Raw genomic sequence first — 26130 nt, 5'->3', positions numbered from 1 at the left:
CCGTAGCACTCGGCCCAGTATTTTTTGTGTTCGTGAATAGGAGTGATATCGCTGTACATATTTCAACCTCTGATTTTTGAGGCGGGAATTATAGCGGCATGAGCCTAGACTAGCCAGTAGAACATGCCCCTGTTAGTTCTGGTGTCTTTCGTCTTTTTACGGTAAATGGCGACAAAAGAACCATACAACAGCATAGTTGAAGCCTTGAATAACGTCGCTAATTTGTGATTTTGATTAGTGTTCGCAGCAGTTTTTGATATTATTCGCGAAAATAAGTCTGAAGAAGTAGATCCACAATGGTCGAAACGTTATTAGTACAATTTGCTCCGATGCTTTTAGGAGCCCAACTGATCTTAACCCTCATCTTGGTGAAAGGGGATATTTGTCCGGGGCAGCGTGGTCGTATCCACAAGATGTTACCTGCGATTGGCGTGCTGTGGCTTGCCGTTGCCTCAGTAAAAATTGAAGCCTTTCTGGTCGTGTTTGCGATCTTTTATTTCTATTCTCAAGTTCAAACTAAGAAGACACGCGATTCTGGCCCTATTTGGGTGATGTACTTAGCTTGTGGTTTGGCATTGTCTTACGTTGCTATCCAAGCGACGGAACAAGCAACTACCGTTGGTATCATCACTACTGTATTGCTAGTGGCACTGTTAGGCTCAGCGTTTGGCCATTTACTGCTGACGATTGCAAGAACACGCTTACAGGCATTTCACCGTGTTCTGCCTGTTGTTGGTGTTTTGACGGGCATGTTGGTGGTTTTGGCAACAGTCGTGAGTGTCTATTCTTTGTCTGAAGCTCAACTAGAACCAGTGATTTCAACGCTACTGTTCAGCTTTGCTTTGCTAATCTCAGCTATCGTGGTGTGGTGTTGGCATCTACTGTTCGTTAAAACCCCGGAAAAACTTCAACTGACGGTTTCGTTACTGATGTTATTGGCTGCGGCTGTGGGTTTAACGCCAGTGTGGGCACTTTAATCGCGCACTTTCATTAATTACGTGCGCTCATTAATCACGCATTCTCTTTAAGAAGTGTGATCAGTTTTTTAGCATGGCCTTGGTAAGCGTTCTAAACTTAATTTTAGTCGGTGTGTTCGTAAGGAGTACGAGATGGATTTAAGCAACGTCAAAGGTTTCGATAGCATTATCTTGCTGGGAATCGTGAATGAGAAACTTCGCCTAGAGTGCGATAGCTTTGAAGAGCTGATCAGTATGTATGAAATGGATATAGAAAGTGTCGTGGGCAAGCTCGATATGCTTGGCTATCAATACGACCCATTGACTAACCAGTTTAAGTCTTATCCAAGATAGTCTATTTTCGCGAATCAACAGATATCGAAAATCATCGATACTGAAACTAAAAAGTCACAGATTATCTGTGACTTTTTTTGTTTCTGGCGTTTGCCTTTCCGATTTAATACAGGCTTAAGCTAGCTCAATAATGAACCTCTTAAACGACCTCAATACCATCTAAGTGACTCTTACTCTGCTGTCTTGCTGTGCTAAAGAAAGCCTGTAGGTAACGTTTGTCTTTTTCTGAGTTTCTTACTGCGGCAAACAGTCTTCTTGAAAGCCCTTTACCTAACGGTTTGCTGGCTATCAAACCTTGTCTTGAGAACTCACTGATCGCCCAATTTGGTAATGCCGCGACACCTAATCCTGCCGATACCATTTGCACCAACATTAAGGTGTTGTCTGCTTGTTTCCACTTCTTAGGTTCTACACCTGCTGGTTGCAAAAAGTGTTTCACGACGTCTAAACGTTGTTTTTGAACAGGATAGGAGAGCATGGTGAGATCGCTAAGATCTTGCGGATCAATGCTCGCTTTATCGGCCAAAGGCGAGTTGATCGCGGTGATAAGACGCATCTCAAAATCGAAAAGCGGCTCGTAATGAACCTCAGAGCGAGGCTGTATATCAGAGGTGATCACCAAATCTAGCTCGCCTGCCATTAGCGCGGGTAGCGGCTCAAACCCAAAGCCTGACGAGAAATCTAGCGTTACGCTTGGCCAAGCCACTTGATATTCCTTCAAAGCAGGCATTAACCATTGGAAGCATGAGTGACATTCAATCGCCATGTGCAAACGACCATTCACATCCTCTTTCAGGCTCGCGAGTTCGTTCTCCGCTTTAGCTATTCTTGGCTGTATCTCATCGGCAAGCCTAAGCAAAATATCACCTTCAGAGGTGAACTTAACTGGTCTAGTTTTACGTAGGAAAAGCTGACCACCGATACGCGCCTCAAGGTCTTTCAGTTGGTGAGAAAGCGCCGACTGCGTCAAATGAAGAGAGGTTGCAGTGGCAGTTAGTGAGCCGCTGTCTCTTAAGGTGGTCAATGTTCGAAGGTGTTTAAGCTCTATCATGAGTATTCCTCATATTCCCTAAGCCAATTCAATATTTCTTAATAATCACCCTACGGGGTTTTTTATCATTTGTAAACGTCTAGATGTCTAGATGGTTTTGAGTTCCTCATCTTTGGTTTATTCAAGATGAATATTTTTAATAAACAAGATGAATATTTGGACGTTGTTCATTATTCAGATTGGGTGGATAGTTTAGCCATCCAGACGCCTTTTTGATAAAGCGTAATCTTCAATAGGTGGTCTGAAAAGATACTAACAATTATTGAATAAGGAACAGGCTCATGACTACGACAACGCATATTCTTGGCTACCCACGCATTGGTGAAAAACGCGAACTGAAATTCACACTAGAGAAGTACTGGCGCGGTGAGATTAACCAATCAGATTTAAAGCAACTCGGTAGCGAACTAAGAAATCGTAACTGGAATGTACAAGCTAAGGCGAATCTAAGCTTTGCAACTGCGGGTGACTTCGCATGGTACGACCATGTTCTAACAACGACGTTACTTCTAGGTCATGTACCTGAGCGTCACGCTGGTGGATCAGAAGGTGAAAAAGCCTTCCCAGATTTAGATACCTTGTTCCGCGTTGGTCGCGGTCAATCTCAAACTCAAATACAATCTCAAAGGCAGCCAACTTGTTGTGGCGCTAAGCACGGCTCTGAAAGCGCTAAAGATGGTGCAGCAGCATCAGATATGACGAAGTGGTTCAACACTAACTATCACTACATTGTTCCTGAGTTCAGTAAAGACGACACCTTTGAAGTGAGTTGGCCACAACTGTTTGACGAAGTGAGTGAAGCGATTAAAGCGGGGCATAAGGTGAAGCCAGTTCTTCTTGGCCCATTATCTTATTTATATCTCGGCAAAGAAGTGGAAGAGGGATTTGACCGTTTAACCTTGCTCCCACGTTTGCTTACAGCTTACCAAGCGATTCTGGCAAAACTGGCCAAGTTGGGCGTTGAGTGGGTACAAATCGATGAACCTATCCTTTCTCTGGAACTTGAGACTAAGTGGGCAGATTCATTCAAATTGGCTTATCAGGTGATTCAAGGTGATGTGAAGCTACTCCTTACCACGTACTTTGATTCTGTGACTGACACGTTAGATAAAATCATGGAACTGCCCGTCAACGGCTTACACATCGATTTGGCTGCCGCACCCCAGCAACTCGATCAAGTGGTGAACAAGCTACCTGAAGATTGGGTGCTTTCTGCAGGAGCAATCAACGGACGCAATGTTTGGCGAGCAGACTTAGCCGCGCAGCTTGAGTTGCTGCAACCAGTGAAAGAAAAGCTAGGCGATAAACTATGGGTCGCAAGTTCATGTTCATTGCTGCATAGCCCAGTCGACCTTGAGTTAGAAGAGACGCTTAGCGAAGAAGTGAAGAGTTGGTTTGCCTTTGCAAAACAGAAAGTCACTGAGGTGAGCTTATTGGGTGCGGCGTTAGACGGCGACCAAAATGCCATTTTAGCGTGTGAGACGTATAGCCACCCGATTGTTGCACGCAAGAGTGCAACTCATGTGAATAAGCCGCAAGTTCAAGCTCGTATTAACACGATAACTAAAGCGCTAGCAGAGCGCACTGCTCCATACGCAGAACGTGCCGCGCACCAGTCTGAGGTGTTAGGCTTACCGCTGTTACCAACCACAACCATTGGTTCATTCCCACAGACAGGCGAGATCCGTGTTCAACGTAGCGCTTACCGCACTGGCAAACTGAGTGAAGCGGAATATAACACTGCATTGAAAGGCCATATTGCGGATGCCGTTAAACGTCAAGAAGCACTGGATTTGGATGTGCTTGTTCATGGCGAAGCTGAACGTAACGACATGGTGGAGTACTTTGCAGAAAACCTAGCAGGCTTTCAAACCACTAAGTTTGGTTGGGTACAAAGCTATGGCTCACGCTGCGTGAAGCCGGCGATTGTGGTCGCGGATATAGAGCGTGAGAAGCCGATGACCGTAGAATGGTCGACCTATGCCCAATCTCTGACCTCGAAGCAGATGAAAGGGATGCTGACAGGCCCAGTCACTATCTTATGTTGGACATTCCCACGTGAAGACATTTCACGCAAAGAGATCACTAATCAATTGGCATTTGCGCTGCGAGATGAAGTGTCTGATTTGCAAGACGCGGGCATCAACATTATCCAAATCGATGAACCAGCGATTCGTGAAGGTCTGCCATTGAAAAAGCGCGACCACGCAGAATACCTAGAGTGGGCGGTCGATGCCTTTAAGATCTCAGCGGCAAGTGCTAAACCAGAAACTCAGATTCATACCCACATGTGTTACAGCGAGTTCAACGAGATCATTGATTCAGTAGCCGCGCTAGATGCCGATGTGATTACCATTGAGACTTCTCGCTCGAACATGGAACTGCTGAAAGCATTTGAAGAGTTCAACTACCCGAATGCGATTGGACCTGGCGTTTATGACATTCACTCACCAAACATCCCGTCAGAAGAGTGGATTGTTGATTTACTTAAGAAAGCGGCAGAGAAAATTCCAGCGGAACGTTTGTGGGCAAACCCTGATTGTGGGCTGAAGACACGGAACTGGGCAGAGACGGAAGCGGCGCTGACTAACTTAGTTTCGGCAACTAAAGCACTGCGTAAAGAGTGGGAATCAACCGAGGCATAATTCAGCTTAGGATTTTGATTGCTTCATAAAACAAAGGCCTCGCATTTGCGAGGCCTTCTGGTTTTATACTTGTTCGAATCTCGAGCTAGAATCTAGCTGCTGCTCTGACACGTCTCTTTGCTGATCAACTTCTCAACCATCAGTTGTCCGCGAGTGTTGCGAATCTTGATGTTGTAAGCCAAGCCCATATCAAGGTTTGCTCTCACTTCAGAGTTGGTGCAGTAGCTATTCACACTCATGTCTACAACTTGGTTTAAAGGCTTAGCACCTTTTGCATCTTGGTTGTAGATCATCATGATTTCGATAACCGTGTTTTTTGCTAGCACGCGCATGACCGACAGTGGGCCATACTCAATCGGCAGGCCTGCAGATAAAACGCCAGCTCGGTGCTGCGCCATCATCTCTAGCTGTCTTTGTTCGTCTTGCTCACTTGAAGCACAGCCTGCAAGCAGAGCTAAAGCCAGTGAGCCAATAATCCATTTTTTCACGTTAAAATACTTTCTTGAATGGTTTTACAATCACATTTTGGTAAACGCCAGCATCAATGTACGGGTCAGCGTCTGCCCATGCTTGTGCATCTTCCAAAGAGTTAAATTCAGCAATCACAGTTGAACCTGTAAAGCCTGCTTCGCCAGGGTTATCTGAATCAATCGCTGGCATTGGACCTGCTGTTAACAGTCGGCCTTCATCGTGAAGTGTTTGTAGGCGTTCTAGATGTTGTGGGCGAACACTTAGGCGTTTTTCTAATGAATTTTCGACGTCTTGAGAAAAAATCACGTACCACATATTGAGATATCCTTATTTTACTTCACTAAATTTGGGGCGTTTAAATTCGCTATCTTGCTAATTTACGCGAACTAATTGGTATTGGAAGGGCTAATGATAAGAAATTGTGAATTGGTGCGGGAGAGTGAGAAGGTCTTTAGCATTTTTAATCGAAATGGCTAAAGACCTTACAGTGCGATAGGGCTGTCGAAAGTCCTATTTATTGATAGAGCGAGGCTTACCACTTTCATCAACCGCAACGTAGTTGAATGTCGCGCCACAAACCTTGTAGCGGTCGCCGATACCGTGATCAAGTACAGGCTTAACCCAGACTTCTAGGTCGATATTCATCGAGCTGCGACCAATCTTAGTGCAGTCACCATAAACACACACAACATCACCCACTGAAACCGGCTGTTTGAACTCGATACTCGATACTGAAACCGTGACTATCTTGCCGTTAGATATCTCTTTTGCCAGTATGCCGCCAGCAAGGTCAAGCTGTGACATTATCCAACCACCGAAAATCTGGCCTGCTGCATTTGTATCAGAAGGCATCGCTAATGTGCGAAGAAGTAAAGAACCAATCGGGTTCAAAGTTGATTGAATAGTCATTGTCGTACTCTTAATGGTATTGATTGTTTTATATAAAAATAGATGTGTTTACGAGACTCGTGGTGGTCTAATTTTTAACGTCTTCACCGAACACAAATAATCAGCGGCCAATGATCACGAGTATCATTGGCCAATCGCATATTGATAATAATTGTATCAAATAGGGTATGAGGACTCATCCCTAAGGGCTATTTCTCGTCGGTATTTTTATCCGTTAACTCTTTCTGCTGGTCTTTTGGTAGATGCTTATAGATATAAACACCAGTGAGCAAGGTGAAGAGCAAGGTCGCGATGAGTAGACCAAACACTTTGAAGTTGACCCAAACATCCAACGGTAGGCTGAAAGCAACGTAAACGTTGAGAACGGCACATAGGGTAAAGAACAGCGTCCATGCCCAGTTGATCTTGCCCCATACCGAATCAGGCAGTGTGATCTCTTTGCCTAACATACCTTTAATCGCTGATTTGCCCATGATGTGACTGACCGTCAGGCCAATCGCAAACAGTGCGTAAACGATGGTGACTTTCCATTTAATGAAGTTGTCGTCGTGCAAGAAGATGGTCATGCCACCAAATACGGCAACCATTAGAAAGGTGATGACCTGCATTTTTTCGACTTTCTTGTAGATGAAATAAGTCAAAATAATTTGAACTGCAGAGGCAACGATCAAAGCGCCGGTCGCGGTATAGATGTCGTACATCTTATAAAGCGCAAAGAAAATAATGAGAGGAATGAAATCAAGAATTTGTTTCATGAGACACTGACTATCCAGTTAGTTGAGTTGCTGACAGTCTAACGAAAACTGTCTCGATGCTAAATAGCTCGAGACAATTGGGTGCCAATTAATTCAATCTAACCACTCATCGTGTTTAAAGAGTTGAAGCAGGTTATCGCATTGACGAGGTTTGATAGCGAGGTATCAGCTTTTTGATATCTTCAAGGTAACCTTCGCTCTTTAAGCTGTCTAAGGTGTTTTCGAGCTCTTGCTCACTCATGGCAAAACATGTCGATTTACCGGTCGTTAAGTCGAGATACTCGTGATATTCACGCTCTGTGAAGTGGCCAATTCTGTCCATTAATAGGGTTTTAATTCCATGGTGAATCAAGCCGTAATACGTATGTCTTTGTAAGGTCATAGCCTATCCTCCGTGACAAGCTGCAGTGAAACTGGTGCAACCTGCTGTATATTGGTTGGGTTATCTATGACAAAGCAACTCGAATGCCATTTCTCCAACGGAACAGAATAAATTCCCGGCTAAATAGAATTGAACTTCTTTTCAAATAGTTAAAGGAAGGTACGTTCTATTCTCTGACAATCAATACGAAACAGACATCAAATAGTTTCATTTTGAGAACGGAAAAATTCTCATTATGACGCTCTCCTGCCGCTTATAAAGAGGCCTACCAACAATGATTGCCGCTAATCGACGAGCCAATCAACAAGCGTAGATAAGGATGTATTTTGTCGATTCTTGGGTTGCAGCAAGAAGTAACCATTTCCAGAGAAAACACTGCCTTCACTCACTTTTACCAATCTACCTAAATCAATATCTTGCTTGGCCAGTGTGATGTCGCCTATGGCAATGCCAAACCCTTGAATGGCGGCGTTCATAGCTTGATCGAGTGTCGCGAATTGTTGGTTGTTCTTGCTTGAAAGGTCGTGGCTGCCTATGTGCTCTAACCAAAGTCGCCAATCACTTTGCTCATTGTTGGCGTGTAGCCAAGTGTATTGGGCAAGCTTGTGTGGCTTGATGATGGTCGATGCGTCGTCGACAAGATGGCTCTGTGTAATGCTTTGTGCTTGGCAAACGGGCGCTAGCTGCTCGTTAAACAATAATTGGCTGATAATCGATTGTTGGTTTGGCTTCTTACCATAGGTAATTACGGCGTCAAACGGATCAAAGCTTGGTTCGAAGACGTGCTTGATGGTCGACGTCAGTTCGACATCAATTTCAGGATAGGCTTGCTGAAAAGACATCAACTTAGGTAGTAGCCAAGAGGTAATACAGCTCGGTGCGTTGAGTTTGATCTTAGACGGAGAGCTAGCCACTTGATTTAGAGCTGATTGCAGCTGATGAATCGTTCCTTGTATCAGGGGAACCAGTTCTTCTCCTTTCGGCGTTAAAGACAATCCGCGAGCATGGCGATAGAAGAGATCACAGCCAAGGCTTTCTTCAAACGACAATACCTGACGACTCACTGCACCTTGCGTAACATTGAGCTCATGTGCCGCGCGTGTAAAGTTGAGATGCCTTGCCGTAGACAAAAACGCGAGCAAGGTTTTGGTTGAAGGAAGTGTGCGATTCATATCTTTACCTATGACTTTTTATCATGGCTATTATGTGATTATTTCGATTCATTTATCAATATTGTTCTGTTTGAATGTAAATACTTAATCATCATTTGTGATTCAATATGTGTATAAGTCACATTTTTTGAATATGAAGGCAATGATGAAGACATTGTGATTTTGTGAAAGGGATAGCTTCTTGACATCTTTTATTGATAGCTTAGTGCCTCAGGCTGTAAAAAAATTAATACCTTATCAATCGGCAAGAAGAATTGGTGGTGATGGACGTGTCTGGCTAAACGCCAATGAATTGGAAAGCTCGCTGTTTCAAGGAGAAGCAAGTCACAACCGATACCCAGACTTCTTACCACAAGATATTGCTAAGGCTTATCAAGATTACTGTAGTACCGATGCCGCGACTGTGGCTGTTCGTGGTGCAGATGAAGCGATTGATTTGCTGATCAGAACATTCTGTAAACCGGCGTGCGACAACATACTTATCTGCTCTCCAACGTATGCGATGTATGAGTTTTGCGCTGATGCATTGGCGATTAATACCTTGGACTCTCCATTGCAGGAAGACTTTAGCCTGAACGTCGCTGATATTGTGAATAAGGCAAAACTGGCGAATATCGTGTTTCTTTGCTCACCAAACAATCCAACGGGCAATGTGATTCCTAAATCGGATTTGATTCAGGTACTGGAAGGCACGACTGGAAAATCTCTAGTGGTCGTCGATGAAGCGTATATCGAATTTGAACCACAAACGTCAGCCGTTAGCCTTATTGAGCGTTATCCGCACTTGGTTGTGATTCGCACTTTGTCTAAGGCATTTGGACTGGCTGCAGTTCGTTGTGGTTTTATCTTAGCGAGTCAAAATGTGATGCAGTATGTCGCGAAGCTGATTCCACCTTATCCGATGCCAGATTGCTCATCTCAAATTGTATTAGACGCGTTGTCTGATGAACGAGTCTCAGTGATGCAAGATGCGACGCAGAATCTGGTTGAGCTGCGTAACTGGTTTGCTTGTGAGTTAACGCAGTTTGATTTCATCGAGTCTGTTTACCCTTCATCGACAAACTTCATTTTGCTGCGTCAAAAAGCTGGGCATCAAGTGTTCAGTGTCTTGGCGAAGGACGGCATTGTGACAAGGAACCAAAACCATGAACCGGCTTTGCGTAACTGTGTTCGAATCAGTATTGGTAGCCAAGAGAGCATGCTAGAAGTGATAACGTCACTAACACGTTACCAAACCGAATTAGAACAGAGTCAACAAGGCAAACACATTCAACAAGCTCAACATAAAGAAACTCAATCTCAACTCGATAAAGATCATATCTAGGATGGCAATGATGAAAAAGATAATACTAGGACTCGCTTGTGCGGTCGTTTTACTTGGTACAACGGTACAGGCGAAAGAAATCCGTTTGGCGTCGGACTTTACGTATCCGCCATTCAACTATAAAAACAGCGACGGTGTGCCTGTCGGGTTTGATATTGAGATAGCTGATGCTTTGTGTGAGCAAGCTAAACTCGATTGTACTTGGGTTTCACAAAGCTGGGACTCGCTAATTCCAAGTTTGTTGGCAAGAAAGTCAGATGTGATCATGGCGTCAATGCGTATCACCGAAGAGCGTAAGCGTAAGATCTTGTTTACTGATAAGTACTACCAAACACCAGCCGTATTTGTTGCTGCTAAAAGCGCTGAGTTCAGCGTCGATCAGGCAGGCTTAGCGGGCAAAACCATAGGTGTTCAGCAAGGTACGATTCACGATCGCTACGTAACCGACAAGTTTGGCAATGTTGCCAACATTAAGCGTTACACAGGGCAAGATGAAGTTTATCTGGATCTGCAAAATGGTCGTCTAGATCTAACCTTTGGCAACTCGGATCAACTGTCATTAGCTTTCTTAGATAAAAAAGAAGGTGAGGGCTTTGAATTTAAAGGTAAAGCAGTAACCGACAAAGCCTACATTGGCGAGGGTACGGCGTTAGCACTAAGAAAGCAGGATTCAAAACTGGCGAAACAATTCAATGCCGCGATTGAAGAGATCAGAGCGAACGGTACTTACGACAAGATCGCCGCTAAGTACTTCACGTTTGATATTTATGGCGCTGATTTGTAATTCGTTTAACGCCTAAAAACTAGAACACCAAAAACAAAAATCCGAGGGCTGTGAAGCTCTCGGATTTTTGTTACAAATAATTCGTCTTAGTAAGATTCCCACCGTTGTCTTTATCCCTGCTTATCCACTCTTGTTCCATACGCTCAGCCTAAAACCTTACCTCGACCACCTCAGAAATCGCCGTTCACGATTCGCTTTTTCAATCGATGAGACCTTCTTTGTCCGTGCTTAATTACTGATTTTAAGATCTTAAAATAACACAAATTTGCGCGTGATTTTTGCTAATAGACTGTTCTAAAAGCAGTTGAAAGCGCTCGGAATTCCCCAAAAATCCGAAGTTAGACTGCTTAATGGTCTAATTGGTGCCAAATATGATTGGTATCACAATCAATTCAGCTCTCTGGCAAATAGATGAACCTTAGCTCACAAAATATACGCATAGTATTGTAATACAAAATATATGAAGGTAAGAATATTGTAATGAAACGTTACTGCTATGAGCGATGTGCAATTGAACGTTAGATTTCAAACTTAGCTATAGCGTTGCATATAAAAACTGTACCTCTTACAAAATGGATTCTGGAGAAGAACATGAAAAAACACCTACTGACGATTGCAGCGGCTTCAATTCTTATGGCATTTGGCGCTCAAGCAAAAACTTTGACGTTAGGGCATGCAATGTCATTAGAAAGCGCAGCTCACCAAGGCATGGTGATCATGGCTGACAAAGTTAAAGAAAAATCGAATGGTGACCTTACGATTAAGATCTTTCCAAACGGTCAATTAGGCTCTGAACGTGACCAAGCTGAGCAGGTTGTTACTGGCGCGATTGATATGGCCAAAATCAATGGTGGGTTAGCCGAATCTTTTGAACCAACGTTTAAGGTTAATGCACTGCCTTTCTTATTCCGTGACGTTCCACATATGAGAACGTTCATGCGAAGTGAAGCTGCACAAGAGATGTTGCTTTCAAGTGAAGGTAAAGGCTTCATCGGTCTTACATTCTATGACTCAGGCACACGTAGCTTCTACGCTAAAAAAGCCATTAACTCACCGGCTGATCTCGCTGGTATGAAAGTTCGAGTTCCGGGTTCTCCAACCATGATGGAAATGGTTAACCTATTAGGTGGTAAAGCAACGCCTGTACCTTTCAATGAGGTATACACGGCGCTGCAACAAGGCGTAATTGACGGTGCTGAAAATAATATTTCTAGCTTAGTTGAAATGAAACACAGCGAAGTTGCCAAATTTTACTCTATGGACCAGCACATGATGACACCTGACGTGATCATCATTTCAGAATACAAATGGGGTTCATTAACGGCAGAAGAGCAAAAGATCTTAAAAGAAGCTGCTGCTGAGTCTCTTGAAGAGCAGATCAAAATCTGGGATGCAACAGATGACATGAACAAAGAGAAAGGAATGAAAGAAGGTGTCACGTTTGTTGAAGTTGATAAAGCCCCTTTCCGTGCAGCTGTTAAACCTATGATTGATGAGGCGAAAAAAGATCCAAAACTAGCTCCATTCATTGAAAAAATTGAAGCTCTTTAATCAGTCTTAGTGAAAATATAATTTTGCCTTGGCTTTGCTAAGGCAAAATTTTTTGAGGTATCACACCATGTTAGCAACTTTCAGAAACCTACTTGATAGGCTGATTCTTTTTGTCTCTTCTTTTGCACTAATGTTACTTGTCGTTACTGTCACTTGGCAGGTCTTTAGTCGTTATGTTTTGAATGATCCAAGTAACTGGACTGATGAACTTGCTCGTTATGCGATGGTATGGCTTGGCTTATTAGGAGCAAGCTACTTATTCGGTATCAAAGGACACTTAGCAATAACGTTATTGGATGGTTATCTTAAGGGTAAAGCACATATCGCATTACATGTACTCATCAATATCATTTCTGGCGCATTTGTATTTCTAGCAATGCTTCAAGGTGGCATCGCCCTAATGGGAAGAACCACACAACAACTCTCTCCAGCACTGCAATTACCGATGTCGACGGTGTATTCAATATTGCCGATTTCAGCCGTTATTATCCTCATTTATTTGGTCATGAATACGTTTGATCTTTTTTGTGAACCCAACAAAAAATAAGTTTTAAAAGGACTCTATATTATGGATTTGTCCATTGGTGTTTGGCTGCTAGGCCTATTCTTATTCATGATCGCGATAAGCATGCCGATTGCGATTGCAATTGCCATGTCATCTTTAACGATCATGTATTTCATATTACCGTTTGAAGTCGCGAGTATTACTGCGGGTCAAAAAATCATTACCGGTATCGATAGTTTCAGTTTATTAGCTATCCCTTTCTTTATCCTCGCTGGGAATATAATGAATGTTGGTGGCATCGCGAGTCGACTTATCAACCTTGCAAAGCTCTTGGTTGGTTGGATTCCGGGCTCACTTTTTCACGTGAACATCTTCGCCAATATGATGTTTGGCGCTGTTTCAGGATCAGCCGTTGCAGCAGCGGCTGCGGTTGGTAAAACCTTAGGTCCTGAATTAGAAAAAGATGGCTATGATAAAAACTTAGCAACAGCAGTAAACGTTGCATCCTGCCCAGCAGGCTTACTAATACCGCCGAGTAATTCACTGATCGTATTTTCAGTAGTATCGGGCGGAACATCCGTTGCGGCGTTGTTTATCGCAGGTTATGTCCCAGGTATTCTAATGGGCTTAAGTTGTATGGTCGTCGCCTATTTCATCGCTAAAAAGAAAGGCTATAAAACAAGTGCCAATGACGGCTTCACAGCGAAAGATGTGCTGAATATTGTTTGGCAAGCAACGCCCAGCTTAGGGCTTATTGTAGTGGTTATTGGCGGTATTATTGGTGGTGTTTTCACTGCAACAGAAGGGGCATGTATAGCGGTTCTTTACTCTTTTATACTGTCACTCTGTTACCGAACCCTCAAATGGGCACACTTCCCGATAATTTGTAGAGAAACCGTTCAGGTCACTGGCATTATGCTGTTTTTGATTGGTGCTTCTACCATCATGTCATGGGCTATGGCGTTTACCGGTCTACCAACCATGATCAGCGATTGGATGCTCTCTATTTCAGACAATCCAATTATCATCTTTATTCTGATGAACCTGATTCTACTGATTGTGGGTATGTTTATGGACCTTACGCCAGCCGTATTGATCTTTACCCCTATCTTTATGCCGATTGCTGAGCACTTAGGCATGCATCCAATTCACTTTGCGATGATGATTATCTTCAACTTATGTATTGGTATTGCAACGCCACCCGTTGGCACGGCGCTATTTGTGGGTTGTAGTGTCAGTGGCTCTAAGATTGAGAATGTTATAAGAAGTATCATGCCGTTTTGTGCCGTACTGATCGTCACACTGTTGGCTATTACTTTTATTCCTGAAATTAGTTTGGCTCTGCCTCGTGCGTTTGGACTCATCAATTAGCCTAACAAGGGTAAGGTTTACCGACTCAATATTGATCATCACCTAATAAAAAACCGCCTGTGTGAAGGCGGTTTTTTTATCAATCAAAACTGAAGCTTAATATTACGCTTGCTGTTTTTGTAGCTCAGTTTCTTTCGCTTCGTCTTCGATTAGAGAATCAACGATGACTGCACATGCTGCATCACCAGTGATGTTCAGAGCAGTACGGATCATGTCGAAGATACGGTCTAGAGCGAACAACAGAGGTAGACCTTCGATAGGGATACCAGCCGCTAGAAGAACTGCAACCACTAGGAAAGAAGGACCAGGAACACCTGCTTGACCAACTGCACCTAGGGTAGACGTTACGATGATAGCAACGTAAGCACCCATAGAAAGGTCGATGTTGAACAGCTGTGCGAAGAAGATAGCAACTAGGCCGTAGTAAATTGCGTTACCAGACATGTTGATCGTCGCACCAAGAGGCAGAACGAATGAAGCCGTAGAGTTACGAACGCCAAGTTCTTTCTCTACCGTTTCCATTGTTACTGGCAGTGTCGCCATTGAAGATGCTGTTGATAGTGCAACCGCTTGAGGCTTCTTCATCGCCACTAGGAACTTCTTCGCAGAAGTCTTAGTGAAGATTTGAATCATTAGCGGGTAAGCAACAAAGCCGAAGATTAGAATCGCAGCGATGTAAACAACGAACAGTTTGAACACAACCATAAGTGCGCCAAAACCGAATGTACCCACAGCTTCTGCCATTAGGCCGAATACGCCAAGTGGTGCAATGATCATAACCTTGTTGATCATCCAAACCATAGCGTCAACAATCGCGTTTACGCCATTGATGATAGGGTCACGTTTCTCTTTCGCTTGTTTAGAAATCGCAATACCGAAGAATAAGCAGAAGACTAGAATTTGCAGAATGTTTGCTTCATTCAGTGATTGGAAAACGTTGGTCGGGATCATACCCGTGATGGTTGCCCAGAACGTTGGAAGTTCGCCTTTCGCAGCGTATTCAGAAGAGAACATGCCTTCAACGCCAGAAACATCGATACCACGACCCGGTTCGAATATTTCACCCATTACTAGCGCTAGTGCTACAGCAAGTGCAGACGTTAGTGCAAAGTAACCTAGAGTGGTCACGCCCACTTTACCTGCTGATGAGCTGTTGCCTAGACCAGCAGCACCTGAAATTAGGGCAACCGCGACTAGAGGGATAACCAGCATCTTGATCAAATTGATGAAGATAGCACCCAGTGGAGCGAACATAGTTGCGCTGTCACCCATCATCGCACCGACTAGGGTACCGATGATCATTGCAATAACGACTTGAACGCCGATGTTGCTTAGTAAACTCTTTTCTTTTAACACTTCCATAACCTCTGTGCTACTAAATATAAAAATCCCAGAACTACTCACCAATGTACGATGTACCATTGGATTAATATTTCGCGAGAAGTTTTACACGTATCCTTTACATTTATCAATATGAGCAGAGATGAAAGAACACCAAAAAGCAGTAATCAAATGTCATTTGATGATTTTTTACGCTAAAGCAAACGATTGCTTTTTTGATTTATCATTATTTTTATAAATGGTAGTGATATTTGGGTGGGGTATTATAGATGTGCTACGGGTTTGTATGAGGTGTTGTTTTTATCAGAAATTTAACAATTGAGAGGGTTTGGACGTGTTCTCGGAGAAAAACTCCCACAGCGCAAATTATCGCACTAGTGGGAGCCTATTTATTATTTTTGCGTTGCCGCTTTCATTGGTGTAACAAACTCAGCAAGTGCTTTAAGCATTGCTTCTGGTTGTTCAACGTTGTTTTCAATGATTTTCACAACTGCTGAGCCAGAGATAGCACCAGCAGCGCCAGCTACAATTGCTTCTTTCACTTGTTCAGGAGCCGAGATACCGAAACCAAGCAGTGCTGGTGGCGCATCAAACTTGTTCAAACGATCAAGTAGGGCAGTCACAGGCATGTTTGCTTTGGTTTCTGCACCCGTTACGCCAGCACGAGAAAGTAGGTAAGTGTAACCACCCCCTAGCTCAGAAACCGATTGAAGCGTCTCATCACTTGCTGTTGGTGGAGCAATAAAGATTGGGTGAACGCCAAACTTCTTAGCTGCAGCAACAAACTCGCCACTCTCGTTGGTTGGTACATCAGCAATCAATACTGAATCGATACCTGCATTAGCACAACGCTCGTAGAAGTTCTCGATACCACGTGCGTACACCAAGTTTGCGTACATCAGTAGGCCGATTGGTAGCTCTGGGTATTTAGCACGAATTTGACCAATAAGATCAAAACACACATCTGGCGTGACTTTAGAATCTAACGCACGAATGTTTGCACCTTGGATTGTCGGGCCATCTGCAAGCGGATCGGAGAATGGAATACCAAGCTCAAGTGCATCTGCACCCGCTTCAACCAAAGTTTCCATGATCTTAAGCGATTGCTCAGGGTTAGGATCGCCAACTGTTACGAATGGTACGAATGCGCCCTGATTCTTTTCAGCTAAGCGAGTGAAGAGTGATTGATAGCGATCCATTATAATGCTCCTTTCTCTTTAAGAATGTCGTGTACAGAGAAAATGTCTTTGTCGCCACGGCCAGATAAGTTAACGACTAATAGCTGTTCTTTCTCTGGATCATCGTGAGCCATTTTGATTGCATGAGCCAAAGCATGAGATGACTCTAGCGCTGCGATAATACCTTCGTTACGTGCGATAGCTTGGAAAGCTTCTAGTGCTTCGTCATCGGTTACGTTGTCGTATTCAGCACGGCCAATAGCATTTAGGTGCGCGTGTTGAGGGCCAACTGATGGGAAGTCTAGACCCGCAGATACAGAGTAAGACTCTTCTACTTGACCATTCTCATCTTGCATCAGTGGTGCTTTCATACCGAAGAAGATACCAGTTTTACCGTGTTTAAGCGGCGCGCCGTGTTGGTCGGTATCAATACCTTTACCAGCAGGCTCTACACCGATTAGGCGTACAGACTCTTCTTCAATGAAATCCGCGAACATACCGATAGCGTTTGAACCACCGCCGACACACGCGATAACTGCATCAGGAAGGCGACCTTCACGAGCTAGAATTTGGTTCTTCGTTTCTTCACCAATCATGCGTTGGAAATCACGAACAATCGTTGGGAATGGGTGAGGGCCCGCTGCAGTACCCAATAGGTAGTGCGCGTCTTCATAAGTTGCCGACCAGTCACGTAGCGCTTCGTTACATGCATCTTTTAGCGTTGAAGAGCCAGAATGAACAGGGATAACCTCTGCGCCCATTAGCTTCATACGGAACACGTTCGGGCTTTGACGTTCAACGTCTTTCGCACCCATGTATACACGACACTTAAGACCTAGTAGAGCACACGCTAGAGCCGTTGCCACACCGTGTTGGCCTGCCCCAGTTTCAGCGATGATTTCCTGCTTACCCATACGTTTTGCTAGCAATGCTTGACCAAGTACTTGGTTTGTCTTGTGGGCGCCACCGTGAAGTAGATCTTCACGCTTAAGGTACAGTTTGGTTTTTGTGCCTTTAGTTAGGTTACGAGTCAACGTTAGTGCCGTTGGACGACCAGCGTACTCTTGAAGAAGCGTCATGAATTCGCTGCGGAACTCAGGATCGGCTTGTGCATCGATAAATGCTTGTTCAAGTTGGTCTAGTGCTGGCACTAGGATCTGCGGTACGTATTGACCACCGTATTCACCAAAGTAGGCATCGAGTTTAGCCATTGTGTTATTCCTTCAATTCTACTGATGTGTATTCACACCAAGTCATTTAATCTTGTTTGAGCTTCGCAAAAGGCAAAGCTCACAAATATGTTTTTAGTTTCTGCTTTCTAATTTCTAGCGCCGAGTTTGGACTAGTAATTGCGAATCGCTGCAAAAGCACGTTGCAGTTTGTCTGCGTCTTTTTTTCCTGGAGCGGATTCAACGCCAGAGTTTAGGTCTAATCCTAAGCAACCCAACTTAGCGGCTTGGTTAGCATTTTCTGGGTTTAGGCCACCCGCCAACATGATTGTGCTTTGGTTGTTGATTAGGTTCCAATCGAACACTTGGCCTGTGCCACCAGTTTGAGAACCCACTTTAGTATCTAGCAGGTGACGAGTCACGTTGCTTTCCAGTAATTCTGGTAGCGAGCTCTCAGCATCGGGAGCAACACCGTAAGCTTTCCAAATCTCAACGCTTTCAGGTAGTGACTGTTTTAGCTCATCGACAAACGCTTGAGACTCATCACCGTGCAATTGCACAGCGAACAGGCCTAGCTCAGAAACCGTTTTCGCAACGTCAGTAACGCTGTGGTTTTGGAACACACCCACGTAGTTCAAAGGTGCGCCGCTCATAGTCAAACGAGCCGCTTCGATATCCACATGACGCTTAGATGCTTCAACGAATATCAGACCACCGAATACCGCACCAGCTTGATAAGCCTTTGCTGCATCGTCAGAGTGAGTTAAACCACACACCTTGTTTTCACCCAGTGTTACTTTGCGTACCGCAAGCTCGAGGTTCTTCTCTGCCATTAGAGAGCTACCGATTAGGAAGCCATCTGCAAACGTTGAAAGGTCACGAACTTGTTGATGTGTGTAGATGCCAGACTCTGAAATCACAACTGCGTTTGGAGCCAGTTCGCGAATCAGCGGCGCCAACTCTTTAGTACGGTTCAAATCAGTCGAAAGGTCACGAAGATTACGGTTGTTAATGCCGATCACCTTAGCGTTTAGAGCGACTGCACGGTGAAGCTCTTCTTCGTTGCTGACTTCGGTCAATACACCCATGTTGAGTGAGTGAGCGACTTCCGCCAGCGCTTTGTACTCTTCGTCATCTAATACCGATAGCATTAACAAGATAGCATCAGCTGAGTAATGACGAGCTAGATACACTTGGTAGGTATCAACCATGAAGTCTTTACACAGGATAGGCTGCTTAGCAATGCTGCGAACTTTAGGTAAAAACTCAAAGTCACCTTGGAAGTACTTCTCGTCTGTCAGCACAGAAATCGCGTTTGCGTGGTTGTTGTAAACAGAAGCAATGTAGTCGAGGTCAAACTCGTCACGGATTAAACCTTTTGACGGAGAGGCCTTTTTACATTCAGTGATGAAAACCGTTTGTTCTCCGCTCAGAGCGTCATAAAAGCTGCGGTCTGTTGCAGTTAGTGACGCTTTAAACTCGTCTAATGGTTGAGTCTGCTTACGTGCTTCAACCCATTGGTATTTATCACGAACGATTTTTGCTAATACTTCCGCCATTTCAGCTTCTTTGACTGAAACGTGGGTCGACAGTTTATCGGTAGTCTGTGTCATGTTCTTTGTCTCGATTCGTCGTTCGTTAGGCGTGTGCAGCAAGCTTTTGTACAAGCTCGTACGCTTTGCCAGAGTTCATCGCGTCAATCGCTTGCTGTGCGTTGGCTTTTAAATCTTCGTGACCAAATAGACGCATCAATAGAGCAACGTTCACGGCTACTGCGCCAACTTGGGCTTCAGTGCCTTTACCCGTTAGGATATCGGTTGTGATGGCTTTGTTCTCTTCTGGCTCACCGCCCTTGATTGCTTCAAGAGGGTGAGTGTTCAAACCAAAGTCAGCCGGAGTCACTGTGTACTCGTGAATCTTGCCATCTTTAATCTCAGCAACGATAGTCTCGCCGTGAATCGCTACTTCATCTAGGCCGCTACCGTGCACAACAGCTGCACGCTTCATGCCCATTTGCAGCATGGTTTCTGCGATAGGGCGTACCAGCTCTTTGCTGTAAACACCCATTAGCTCGATGTTAGGGCGAGCAGGGTTAATCAGTGGGCCAAGAATATTGAAGATAGTGCGCGTTTTCATTGTTTGACGAACCAGCATCGCGTGACGTACACCAACGTGATATTGCGGAGCAAATAGGAATGCTACGCCAAGTTCATCAACAGCCGTACGTGTGTCTTCAGCTGTCATCGCTAGGTTGATACCGAACGAATCCAATAGGTCAGAAGAACCTGATTTGCTCGATACGCTGCGGTTACCGTGCTTCGCGACTTTTAAGCCACACGCTGCGGCAACAAATGCAGAAGTCGTCGAGATATTGATGGTGTTGTGACCGTCGCCACCTGTACCTACGATGTCTGCGAAATCGTAATCAGGGCGCGGGAACGGGTTTGCATTCGCAAGTAGTGCTTTTGCTGCGCCTGCAATTTCATCGGGCGTTTCGCCTTTGATTTTCAGTGCAGTTAGCGCAGAAGCCATCAAGATTGGGTCTAGTTCACCCTTGATGATCACATCAAATAACTGTTGGCTTTCTTCTTGAGTAAGAGACTGCTGTTCGTAAAGTTTATTAATCTGTTCCATGATCGTTTCCTATATCGTCTTTTTCTCAAGAGCCCATTCGATAGCGTTTGCTAGAAGCGTTGCACCGTAGGTCGTCATAATTGATTCAGGGTGGAATTGGAATCCACACACCTTGTCTTGTTCTTGAACCACAGACATCACCAAATCATCTACTTCAGCGGTCACCGTTAGGCTATCAGATACATGCGTTGCCACTAAAGAGTGGTAGCGAGCGATAGCCAATGGCGAAGGTAAGCCTTGGTAAGTCGCATGGTTTTGGTGTTCCATCATCGACACCTTACCATGAATGATTTCGCCAGCGCCTGCAACGGTGCCGCCATAGGCTTCAACAATCGCTTGGTGGCCTAAGCAAATACCAATCATTGGCACTTTACCTTTTAGAAGCTGAATCAGCTCTGGCATACAGCCCGCATCTGCTGGAGCGCCAGGGCCTGGCGAAAGCAGTGCAACAGGGTTGTCTAGTTCGTTGATCGCCGCTTCAACTACTTTTGCAGGAATGTTGTTACGGTAAATTTTTACGCTGTGACCTAATGAACGAAATTGGTCTACAAGGTTGTAAGTGAACGAGTCGAAGTTATCGATGAATACAATATCAGCCATGATTACGACTCCTTCTTATTTGTCAGGTTCTTAGTATGAGCTGCTTGAATCGCTGAGATAACCGCTTGTGCCTTGCCGCGAGTTTCATCGGCTTCTGCTTGTGGGTCTGAATCGAATACCACACCAGCGCCAGCTTGTACTTGTGCTACGCCATCTTCAACGTAAGCAGAGCGAATTACGATACAAGTATCTAGAGTCCCTTCACCGGTTAGATAACCGACTGCACCACCGTAGCTACCACGACGCGTTTTTTCTACGTCACGAATAAGCTGCATTGCGCGGATTTTTGGTGCGCCCGTTAGCGTGCCCATGTTCATACAAGCTTGGTAAGCGTGCAGAGCATCTAAGTCTTCACGGAGCTGACCAACAACACGAGAAACCAAGTGCATTACATGGCTGTAGCGGTCTACTTTCAGTAAGTCTGCTACGTGGCGAGTGCCAGCTTCGGCAATACGTGCCACATCGTTACGCGCTAGGTCAACTAGCATCATGTGCTCGGCGTTTTCTTTCTTGTCGGTACGCAGTTCAAGCTCGATACGGCTGTCTAGGTCGAAATCGATTTGACCGTCAGGGCGCTTACCACGACGACGAGTACCAGCAATCGGGTAGATCTCGATTTGGTTGGTTTCTGTCTCGTATTTCAGCGCGCTTTCTGGAGATGCACCGAACAGAGTAAACAGCTCGTCTTGCATGTAGAACATGTAAGGGCTTGGGTTGCTTTGTTTGAGTTCTTTATAAGCCGCCAGTGGGGCAGGGCAAGGTAGAGTGAAGCGGCGTGAAGGTACCACTTGGAATACATCGCCTTTAACTACGTACTCTTTTAAATCACGAACCGTTTGGCAGAAGTCTTCATCTGAAACGCTAGGTACAGCTTCAACGTTGTCTAACGGCGTTACTTCAGTGATGGCTTTCAGGGACTGACACTGAGTTTGAATGTCGGCTAGACGGTCAGTTAATTGCGCTTTGATGTTGTCATCTTGAGCAAATAAGCTCGCGTGAAGTAGGCCTTCGTTCTCTTGATGATCGAAACGCAATAGTGTTTCAGCTACGTAGAATACAAAGTCAGGACAATTGTTGGTTGCTTCAGCATCACCTAGTGGCTCAAAGTTTGCCACGATGTCGTAAGCGAATAAGCCCGCCATGAATAATGCGTGTTTGTTATCCGCGTCTTGCTCAAAGCTGTGCTGAACCAAACGCAGTGCATCGAATGAAGAGGCTTCTCTTAAACGTGAGTCTTCGTCTAATTCGTTGCTTGGTTCGATAAAAGTCAGCGTCAAAACGTTATCAGTAAGGTCAGATTTAATTTCTGCTTTCACGTTTTGAGTGAGATGTTCGATAAGCGCTTGACCGTTTTCAGTCAATGCTTGAAAGGTTACTTCATGTCCGCGACATACGATGCGAACAGCAGAGTCGATAAGGAGTAGGCTTGTCAGGTTCTGTTTGGATTCAATCTCGGCAGATTCCAACAAAAGACTATCAGTTTTGTTTTCACACAAAGTATGAAAAACGCTGGTTGGATCTTGCGAGTAAGGAACTGAGGAATTGATGACCTCAATGGTTCCCAGCTTTTTGATTTCAATGGCCTTGTTCACAAGACCTCCTTTATGATTCTTTAAATTTCCTGCCGTACATAGTCGCATAAAGATACCTTTCACCCAATCTAGAATATGGTCAATTCGATGATTTGTTAGTCAGTTGAATGTGAGATGTTCGACAAATTAAAAAGCCCGCTATTAAAGCGGGCTTAGTGATAACTTTTTTATAAACAAACTGTTTAATTAGAAGTACACGTTAGCCCACCAAGAACTTGTCCAAGTGCGCCACCAATTAAGCTCTGAACTTGCTTCTACTGAAGAAAGTTCTAAAACTTTATCTTTATGGTTTTGGTTAAATTCTTGTAACATGGTGAACCTATCAAATGTGATACTTCGTATTTGTGTACTAGTTAACTAGTTTTCTGCTTGCGGGTCAAGTGTGTTGGCACAAATATAACGATAAAAATTGAAAACAATGAAAAAGAATATATGAGAATTGATCTACATAGTCATACAACAGCCTCAGATGGCCGACTTACTCCACCTGAGCTAATTGACCGAGCGCTTGGCTTTAACATCGAAGCGCTAGCGATTACAGATCATGACACGACTGATGGGCTTGCTGAAGCACGCAGCTACATTGCGGATAACAACCTTCCTATTCAGTTGATAAACGGCATTGAGATTTCGACTGTTTGGCAAAACAAAGATATCCATATTGTTGGGTTAAACGTTGATCCTGAGTCACCAGAACTCAAAGCGCTCATTGAACAACAGAAGCAACACCGTATTGGGCGTGCTGAGATGATCGCTCACCGTCTTGAGAAAGCGACTCGTGAAGGGGTGTTAGAAGAAGTTAAATTGATTGCGGGTGATGCACCAATCACTCGCGCTCACTTTGCTAAGTGGCTAGTCGACAATGGCTATGCGAAAACTATGCAGCAGGTGTTTAAAAAGTTTCTTACTCGTAATAACCCAGGTTATGTGCCGCCAACTTGGTGTTCAATGAGTGATGCTGTCACGGCTATTCATGCTGCTGGTGGACAAGCCGTACTCGCTCACCCTGGGCGATATGGACTTACAGCCAAGTGGGTTAAGCGCCTGCTAGCGGCATTTGTTGAAGCGAAAGGGGATGCGATGGAAGTAGCTCAACCTCAGCAAGCGCAACAAGAAAGACGCACACTCGCGGATTATGCTATACAATACAAACTATTAGCCTCCCAAGGCAGTGATTTCCATTACCCATCTCCGTGGATGGAACTTGGACGCAATCTCTGGCTACCTTCTGGGGTCGAAGAAGTATGGAAAGATTGGGAGTTTCAAACGGTTTCACCATCTGAATAGTCTTTAGGTGAGCCAGCTCCTTCTGATGATAGAGTCGAGAGATTCGATAACGAGGATCAACAATGAGCCAGTTTTTTTATGTACACCCAGATAACCCACAAGCACGCTTAATTACTCAAGCGGTTGCGATTATTCGCAATGGCGGCGTTGTGGTTTATCCAACAGATTCCGGTTATGCGCTGGGCTGTCAGCTTGAAAACAAACAAGCACTTGAACGTATCTGTAAAATTCGTCGCATCGATGACAAGCACAATTTCACCTTGTTATGCCGTGATCTTTCTGAGTTATCACTGTATGCACGCGTTGATAACGTGGCTTTCCGTCTGCTGAAAGCACACACGCCAGGTGCTTACACGTTTATCTTTAAAGCAACTAAAGAAGTGCCAAAGCGTTTGATGAACGCCAAGCGTAAAACGATTGGTATTCGTGTCCCAGACAACAAGATTGCACTCGACCTGTTGGAAGCGATGGGCGAACCACTGATGTCGACGTCTCTGATTCTTCCGGGTAACGAGACTACAGAGTCGGATCCAGAAGAAATTCGTGACAGCCTAGAGCATGCGGTTGATGTGATTTTGAATGGCGGTTACTTAGGTGAGCAACCGACGACCGTTATTGACTTCAGTGACGATGATGCCGTGGTTCTACGTCGTGGTGCTGGCGATCCTGCGCCGTTTGAATAATCGCTTTACTGATTAACAGTCTGTAACGATACAGCAAACCTGCCACAGTAAATAACAAGTGCTTTTTGGCAGGTTATTTGCGATAATACGCGACCGCGATTTGGTCGCGAAAAATTCATTCGACGTCTGTGAAGACGACAATTAGGTAGAAAAGAGTAAATGAGCGAAAAATTACAGAAGGTTTTAGCGCGAGCTGGTCACGGTTCTCGTCGTGAACTAGAAGGTTTAATCAAATCTGGTCGTGTAAGTGTTAACGGTCAAGTTGCGAAACTGGGCGAGCGTCTTGAAGACGAGAACTCAGTGATCCGTATCGATGGCCATACTGTTTCAGGCAAGGCTTCTGAAGAAGTGGTTTGTCGTGTACTTGCTTACTACAAACCTGAAGGTGAGCTTTGTACTCGTCACGATCCTGAAGGCCGCCGTACTGTTTTCGATCGTCTACCTAAGATCCGTGGTTCTCGTTGGATTTCAGTTGGTCGTCTTGATGCAAACACATCAGGCCTTTTGCTTTTCACTACTGATGGTGAGCTTGCAAACCGTCTAATGCACCCAAGCCGTCAGGTTGAACGTGAGTACCTAGTACGTGTATTCGGTGAAGTGACTGAGCAGAAAGTTAAAAACGTTACTCGTGGCGTACAACTAGAAGACGGCATGGCTCGTTTTGAAGATGTGGTTTACGCTGGTGGTGAAGGTATGAACCATACTTTCTATGTAGCGATTAACGAAGGTCGTAACCGTGAAGTTCGTCGTCTTTGGGAATCACAAGAAACAACAGTAAGCCGCCTGAAACGTGTACGTTACGGTGATATCTACCTTGATAAGAAACTGCCTCGTGGCGGTTGGAAAGAGCTAGATCTTCAAGAAGTTAACTACTTGCGTGAGCTTGTTGAGCTTAAGCCTGAGAAAGAGACACTGTTGGATCTTGATCCTTCAAACACTTCTCGTAAGCGTGAGCGTTCTCGTAGCCAAAAAATTCGTCGCGCTGTTAAGCGTCACGAAGAGCGTGCAAACGCACCAAAAGGCCGTAGCAACCAAACTAAGCGTAAGAAGCCTGCAACTCGCGGTACTACAACACCTGATTCAGGTCGTAGCGCTCCAGCTGCAAACAAAGGCAAACCTCAGGCTAACAAAAGTAAGCCTAAACTGAACAACGGTCGTCCGGCTAAACCAGCTAAGCCAAGAACACGTCAGTAATTACGTAATTTATTGCGCGTAAAGCTTCATTAGCTAAAAGCACTGAATACTAAAAAACCTGCTCATTGAGCAGGTTTTTTTACGTCTAGAAGAAATAAAAGATTCGGGATGCGAGTAATCGAGTATCGAAAACATACTGCCATAATCGGCAGTAAGCATGCTCTTCGCATCTCTTATCTCGTGTAGGCGCATCTATAATCTGCTCGTATCTCGTATCTCGTA

At 44.6% G+C, this 26130-nt stretch carries 26 protein-coding genes and 1 other annotated feature; of the genes, 11 read left to right on the top strand and 15 right to left on the bottom strand.

The annotated features are described in order from the left end of the window. Positions 1–296: 296 nt before the first annotated feature. A complete protein-coding gene (locus tag AB4263_RS05365; RefSeq protein ID WP_017062029.1) occupies positions 297–977 on the top strand; it encodes a hypothetical protein in 681 nt (226 codons plus the stop codon). Positions 978–1109: 132 nt separating this feature from the next. After that, a complete protein-coding gene (locus tag AB4263_RS05360) occupies positions 1110–1310 on the top strand; it encodes a DUF4250 domain-containing protein (RefSeq protein WP_004736508.1) in 201 nt (66 codons plus the stop codon). Between the two features lie 139 nt (positions 1311–1449). Here AB4263_RS05360 and AB4263_RS05355 read toward each other — a convergent pair whose 3' ends face one another. After that, on the bottom strand, positions 1450–2361 hold the full coding sequence (locus tag AB4263_RS05355) for a LysR substrate-binding domain-containing protein (RefSeq protein ID WP_372097802.1): 912 nt from the start codon (positions 2359–2361) through the stop codon (positions 1450–1452). Positions 2362–2642: 281 nt separating this feature from the next. Here AB4263_RS05355 and metE point away from each other — a divergent pair, with 281 nt between their 5' ends. After that, a complete protein-coding gene (gene metE / locus AB4263_RS05350; RefSeq protein WP_136979792.1) occupies positions 2643–5006 on the top strand; it encodes a 5-methyltetrahydropteroyltriglutamate--homocysteine S-methyltransferase in 2364 nt (787 codons plus the stop codon). A gap of 92 nt (positions 5007–5098) precedes the next feature. On the opposite strand, the gene AB4263_RS05345 is transcribed toward metE, so the two are convergent. From AB4263_RS05345 to AB4263_RS05320, 6 genes are all read right to left on the bottom strand, one after another. Beyond that, positions 5099–5494 carry a GspS/AspS pilotin family protein gene (locus AB4263_RS05345; RefSeq protein ID WP_017062026.1) on the bottom strand — a complete coding sequence of 132 codons (396 nt, stop codon included), beginning with the start codon at positions 5492–5494 and terminating at the stop codon, positions 5099–5101. A 1-nt stretch (position 5495) separates the two neighbouring features. Next, positions 5496–5792, bottom strand: coding sequence for a YciI family protein (locus AB4263_RS05340; protein WP_004741234.1), 297 nt, complete (start codon positions 5790–5792; stop codon positions 5496–5498). Between the two features lie 195 nt (positions 5793–5987). Further along, positions 5988–6386, bottom strand: a complete 399-nt coding sequence (yciA, locus tag AB4263_RS05335; protein WP_009846426.1) for an acyl-CoA thioester hydrolase YciA — start codon at positions 6384–6386, stop codon at positions 5988–5990. Positions 6387–6574: 188 nt separating this feature from the next. Next, positions 6575–7141, bottom strand: a complete 567-nt coding sequence (locus tag AB4263_RS05330) for a septation protein A (RefSeq protein WP_017061509.1) — start codon at positions 7139–7141, stop codon at positions 6575–6577. Between the two features lie 133 nt (positions 7142–7274). Further along, entirely contained in the window at positions 7275–7523 is a 249-nt protein-coding gene (locus tag AB4263_RS05325; RefSeq protein WP_017069991.1) for a hypothetical protein, read from the bottom strand. Between the two features lie 284 nt (positions 7524–7807). Next, a complete protein-coding gene (locus AB4263_RS05320; protein WP_017063534.1) occupies positions 7808–8695 on the bottom strand; it encodes a LysR substrate-binding domain-containing protein in 888 nt (295 codons plus the stop codon). A 181-nt stretch (positions 8696–8876) separates the two neighbouring features. Between AB4263_RS05320 and hisC the strand changes: the two genes are divergently transcribed. From hisC to AB4263_RS05295, 5 genes are all read left to right on the top strand, one after another. Continuing rightward, positions 8877–10019 carry a histidinol-phosphate transaminase gene (gene hisC / locus AB4263_RS05315; protein ID WP_017067399.1) on the top strand — a complete coding sequence of 381 codons (1143 nt, stop codon included), beginning with the start codon at positions 8877–8879 and terminating at the stop codon, positions 10017–10019. A 10-nt stretch (positions 10020–10029) separates the two neighbouring features. Then, the gene (locus tag AB4263_RS05310; RefSeq protein WP_372097799.1) at positions 10030–10803 is read left to right on the top strand and encodes an ABC transporter substrate-binding protein; all 774 of its coding nucleotides are present in this window, start codon (positions 10030–10032) and stop codon (positions 10801–10803) included. A gap of 591 nt (positions 10804–11394) precedes the next feature. After that, entirely contained in the window at positions 11395–12354 is a 960-nt protein-coding gene (locus tag AB4263_RS05305; protein WP_017076380.1) for a TRAP transporter substrate-binding protein, read from the top strand. 67 nt (positions 12355–12421) lie between these two features. Continuing rightward, positions 12422–12901 carry a TRAP transporter small permease gene (locus AB4263_RS05300; RefSeq protein WP_004736522.1) on the top strand — a complete coding sequence of 160 codons (480 nt, stop codon included), beginning with the start codon at positions 12422–12424 and terminating at the stop codon, positions 12899–12901. A 21-nt stretch (positions 12902–12922) separates the two neighbouring features. Continuing rightward, positions 12923–14230, top strand: coding sequence for a TRAP transporter large permease (locus AB4263_RS05295; protein ID WP_017083908.1), 1308 nt, complete (start codon positions 12923–12925; stop codon positions 14228–14230). Positions 14231–14332: 102 nt separating this feature from the next. Here the strand turns inward: AB4263_RS05295 and AB4263_RS05290 are convergent, their stop codons facing one another. From AB4263_RS05290 to AB4263_RS05255, 8 genes are all read right to left on the bottom strand, one after another. Further along, entirely contained in the window at positions 14333–15652 is a 1320-nt protein-coding gene (locus tag AB4263_RS05290) for a dicarboxylate/amino acid:cation symporter (protein WP_372050086.1), read from the bottom strand. 311 nt (positions 15653–15963) lie between these two features. Next, positions 15964–16770 carry a tryptophan synthase subunit alpha gene (gene trpA, locus AB4263_RS05285; protein ID WP_102332470.1) on the bottom strand — a complete coding sequence of 269 codons (807 nt, stop codon included), beginning with the start codon at positions 16768–16770 and terminating at the stop codon, positions 15964–15966. After that, on the bottom strand, positions 16770–17960 hold the full coding sequence (trpB, locus tag AB4263_RS05280) for a tryptophan synthase subunit beta (RefSeq protein WP_060982409.1): 1191 nt from the start codon (positions 17958–17960) through the stop codon (positions 16770–16772). Before trpB ends, trpA begins: the two co-directional genes overlap by 1 nt. A gap of 131 nt (positions 17961–18091) precedes the next feature. Further along, positions 18092–19531, bottom strand: a complete 1440-nt coding sequence (gene trpCF / locus AB4263_RS05275) for a bifunctional indole-3-glycerol-phosphate synthase TrpC/phosphoribosylanthranilate isomerase TrpF (protein ID WP_136982011.1) — start codon at positions 19529–19531, stop codon at positions 18092–18094. A 25-nt stretch (positions 19532–19556) separates the two neighbouring features. Further along, positions 19557–20552: an anthranilate phosphoribosyltransferase gene (gene trpD, locus AB4263_RS05270; RefSeq protein ID WP_372097797.1), complete on the bottom strand. Its 996-nt coding sequence runs from the start codon at positions 20550–20552 to the stop codon at positions 19557–19559. 9 nt (positions 20553–20561) lie between these two features. Beyond that, on the bottom strand, positions 20562–21152 hold the full coding sequence (locus AB4263_RS05265) for an aminodeoxychorismate/anthranilate synthase component II (RefSeq protein ID WP_010438041.1): 591 nt from the start codon (positions 21150–21152) through the stop codon (positions 20562–20564). A 2-nt stretch (positions 21153–21154) separates the two neighbouring features. After that, positions 21155–22744, bottom strand: coding sequence for an anthranilate synthase component 1 (locus AB4263_RS05260; RefSeq protein ID WP_017063545.1), 1590 nt, complete (start codon positions 22742–22744; stop codon positions 21155–21157). A gap of 125 nt (positions 22745–22869) precedes the next feature. Further along, positions 22870–22984: a sequence feature (Trp leader region), on the bottom strand. Beyond that, the gene (locus tag AB4263_RS05255; RefSeq protein WP_009848753.1) at positions 22931–23056 is read right to left on the bottom strand and encodes a trp operon leader peptide; all 126 of its coding nucleotides are present in this window, start codon (positions 23054–23056) and stop codon (positions 22931–22933) included. (Overlaps the previous feature by 54 nt.) A 120-nt stretch (positions 23057–23176) precedes the next feature. Between AB4263_RS05255 and rnm the strand changes: the two genes are divergently transcribed. From rnm to rluB, 3 genes are all read left to right on the top strand, one after another. Beyond that, a complete protein-coding gene (rnm, locus tag AB4263_RS05250) occupies positions 23177–24031 on the top strand; it encodes an RNase RNM (protein WP_017061496.1) in 855 nt (284 codons plus the stop codon). Between the two features lie 62 nt (positions 24032–24093). Continuing rightward, a complete protein-coding gene (locus AB4263_RS05245; RefSeq protein WP_009848751.1) occupies positions 24094–24714 on the top strand; it encodes an L-threonylcarbamoyladenylate synthase in 621 nt (206 codons plus the stop codon). A 159-nt stretch (positions 24715–24873) separates the two neighbouring features. Continuing rightward, complete coding sequence (gene rluB / locus AB4263_RS05240) at positions 24874–25908, top strand: 23S rRNA pseudouridine(2605) synthase RluB (protein WP_017055112.1); 1035 nt, start codon at positions 24874–24876, stop codon at positions 25906–25908. The last annotated feature ends 222 nt before the right edge of the window (positions 25909–26130 follow it).

Source organism: Vibrio sp. 10N.261.55.C5 (genome assembly GCF_041470505.1).
GTDB lineage: Bacteria > Pseudomonadota > Gammaproteobacteria > Enterobacterales > Vibrionaceae > Vibrio > Vibrio crassostreae_C.
The sequence above is the reverse complement of the archived record's forward strand: the minus strand, read 5'-3'. Positions and strand labels throughout refer to the sequence as shown.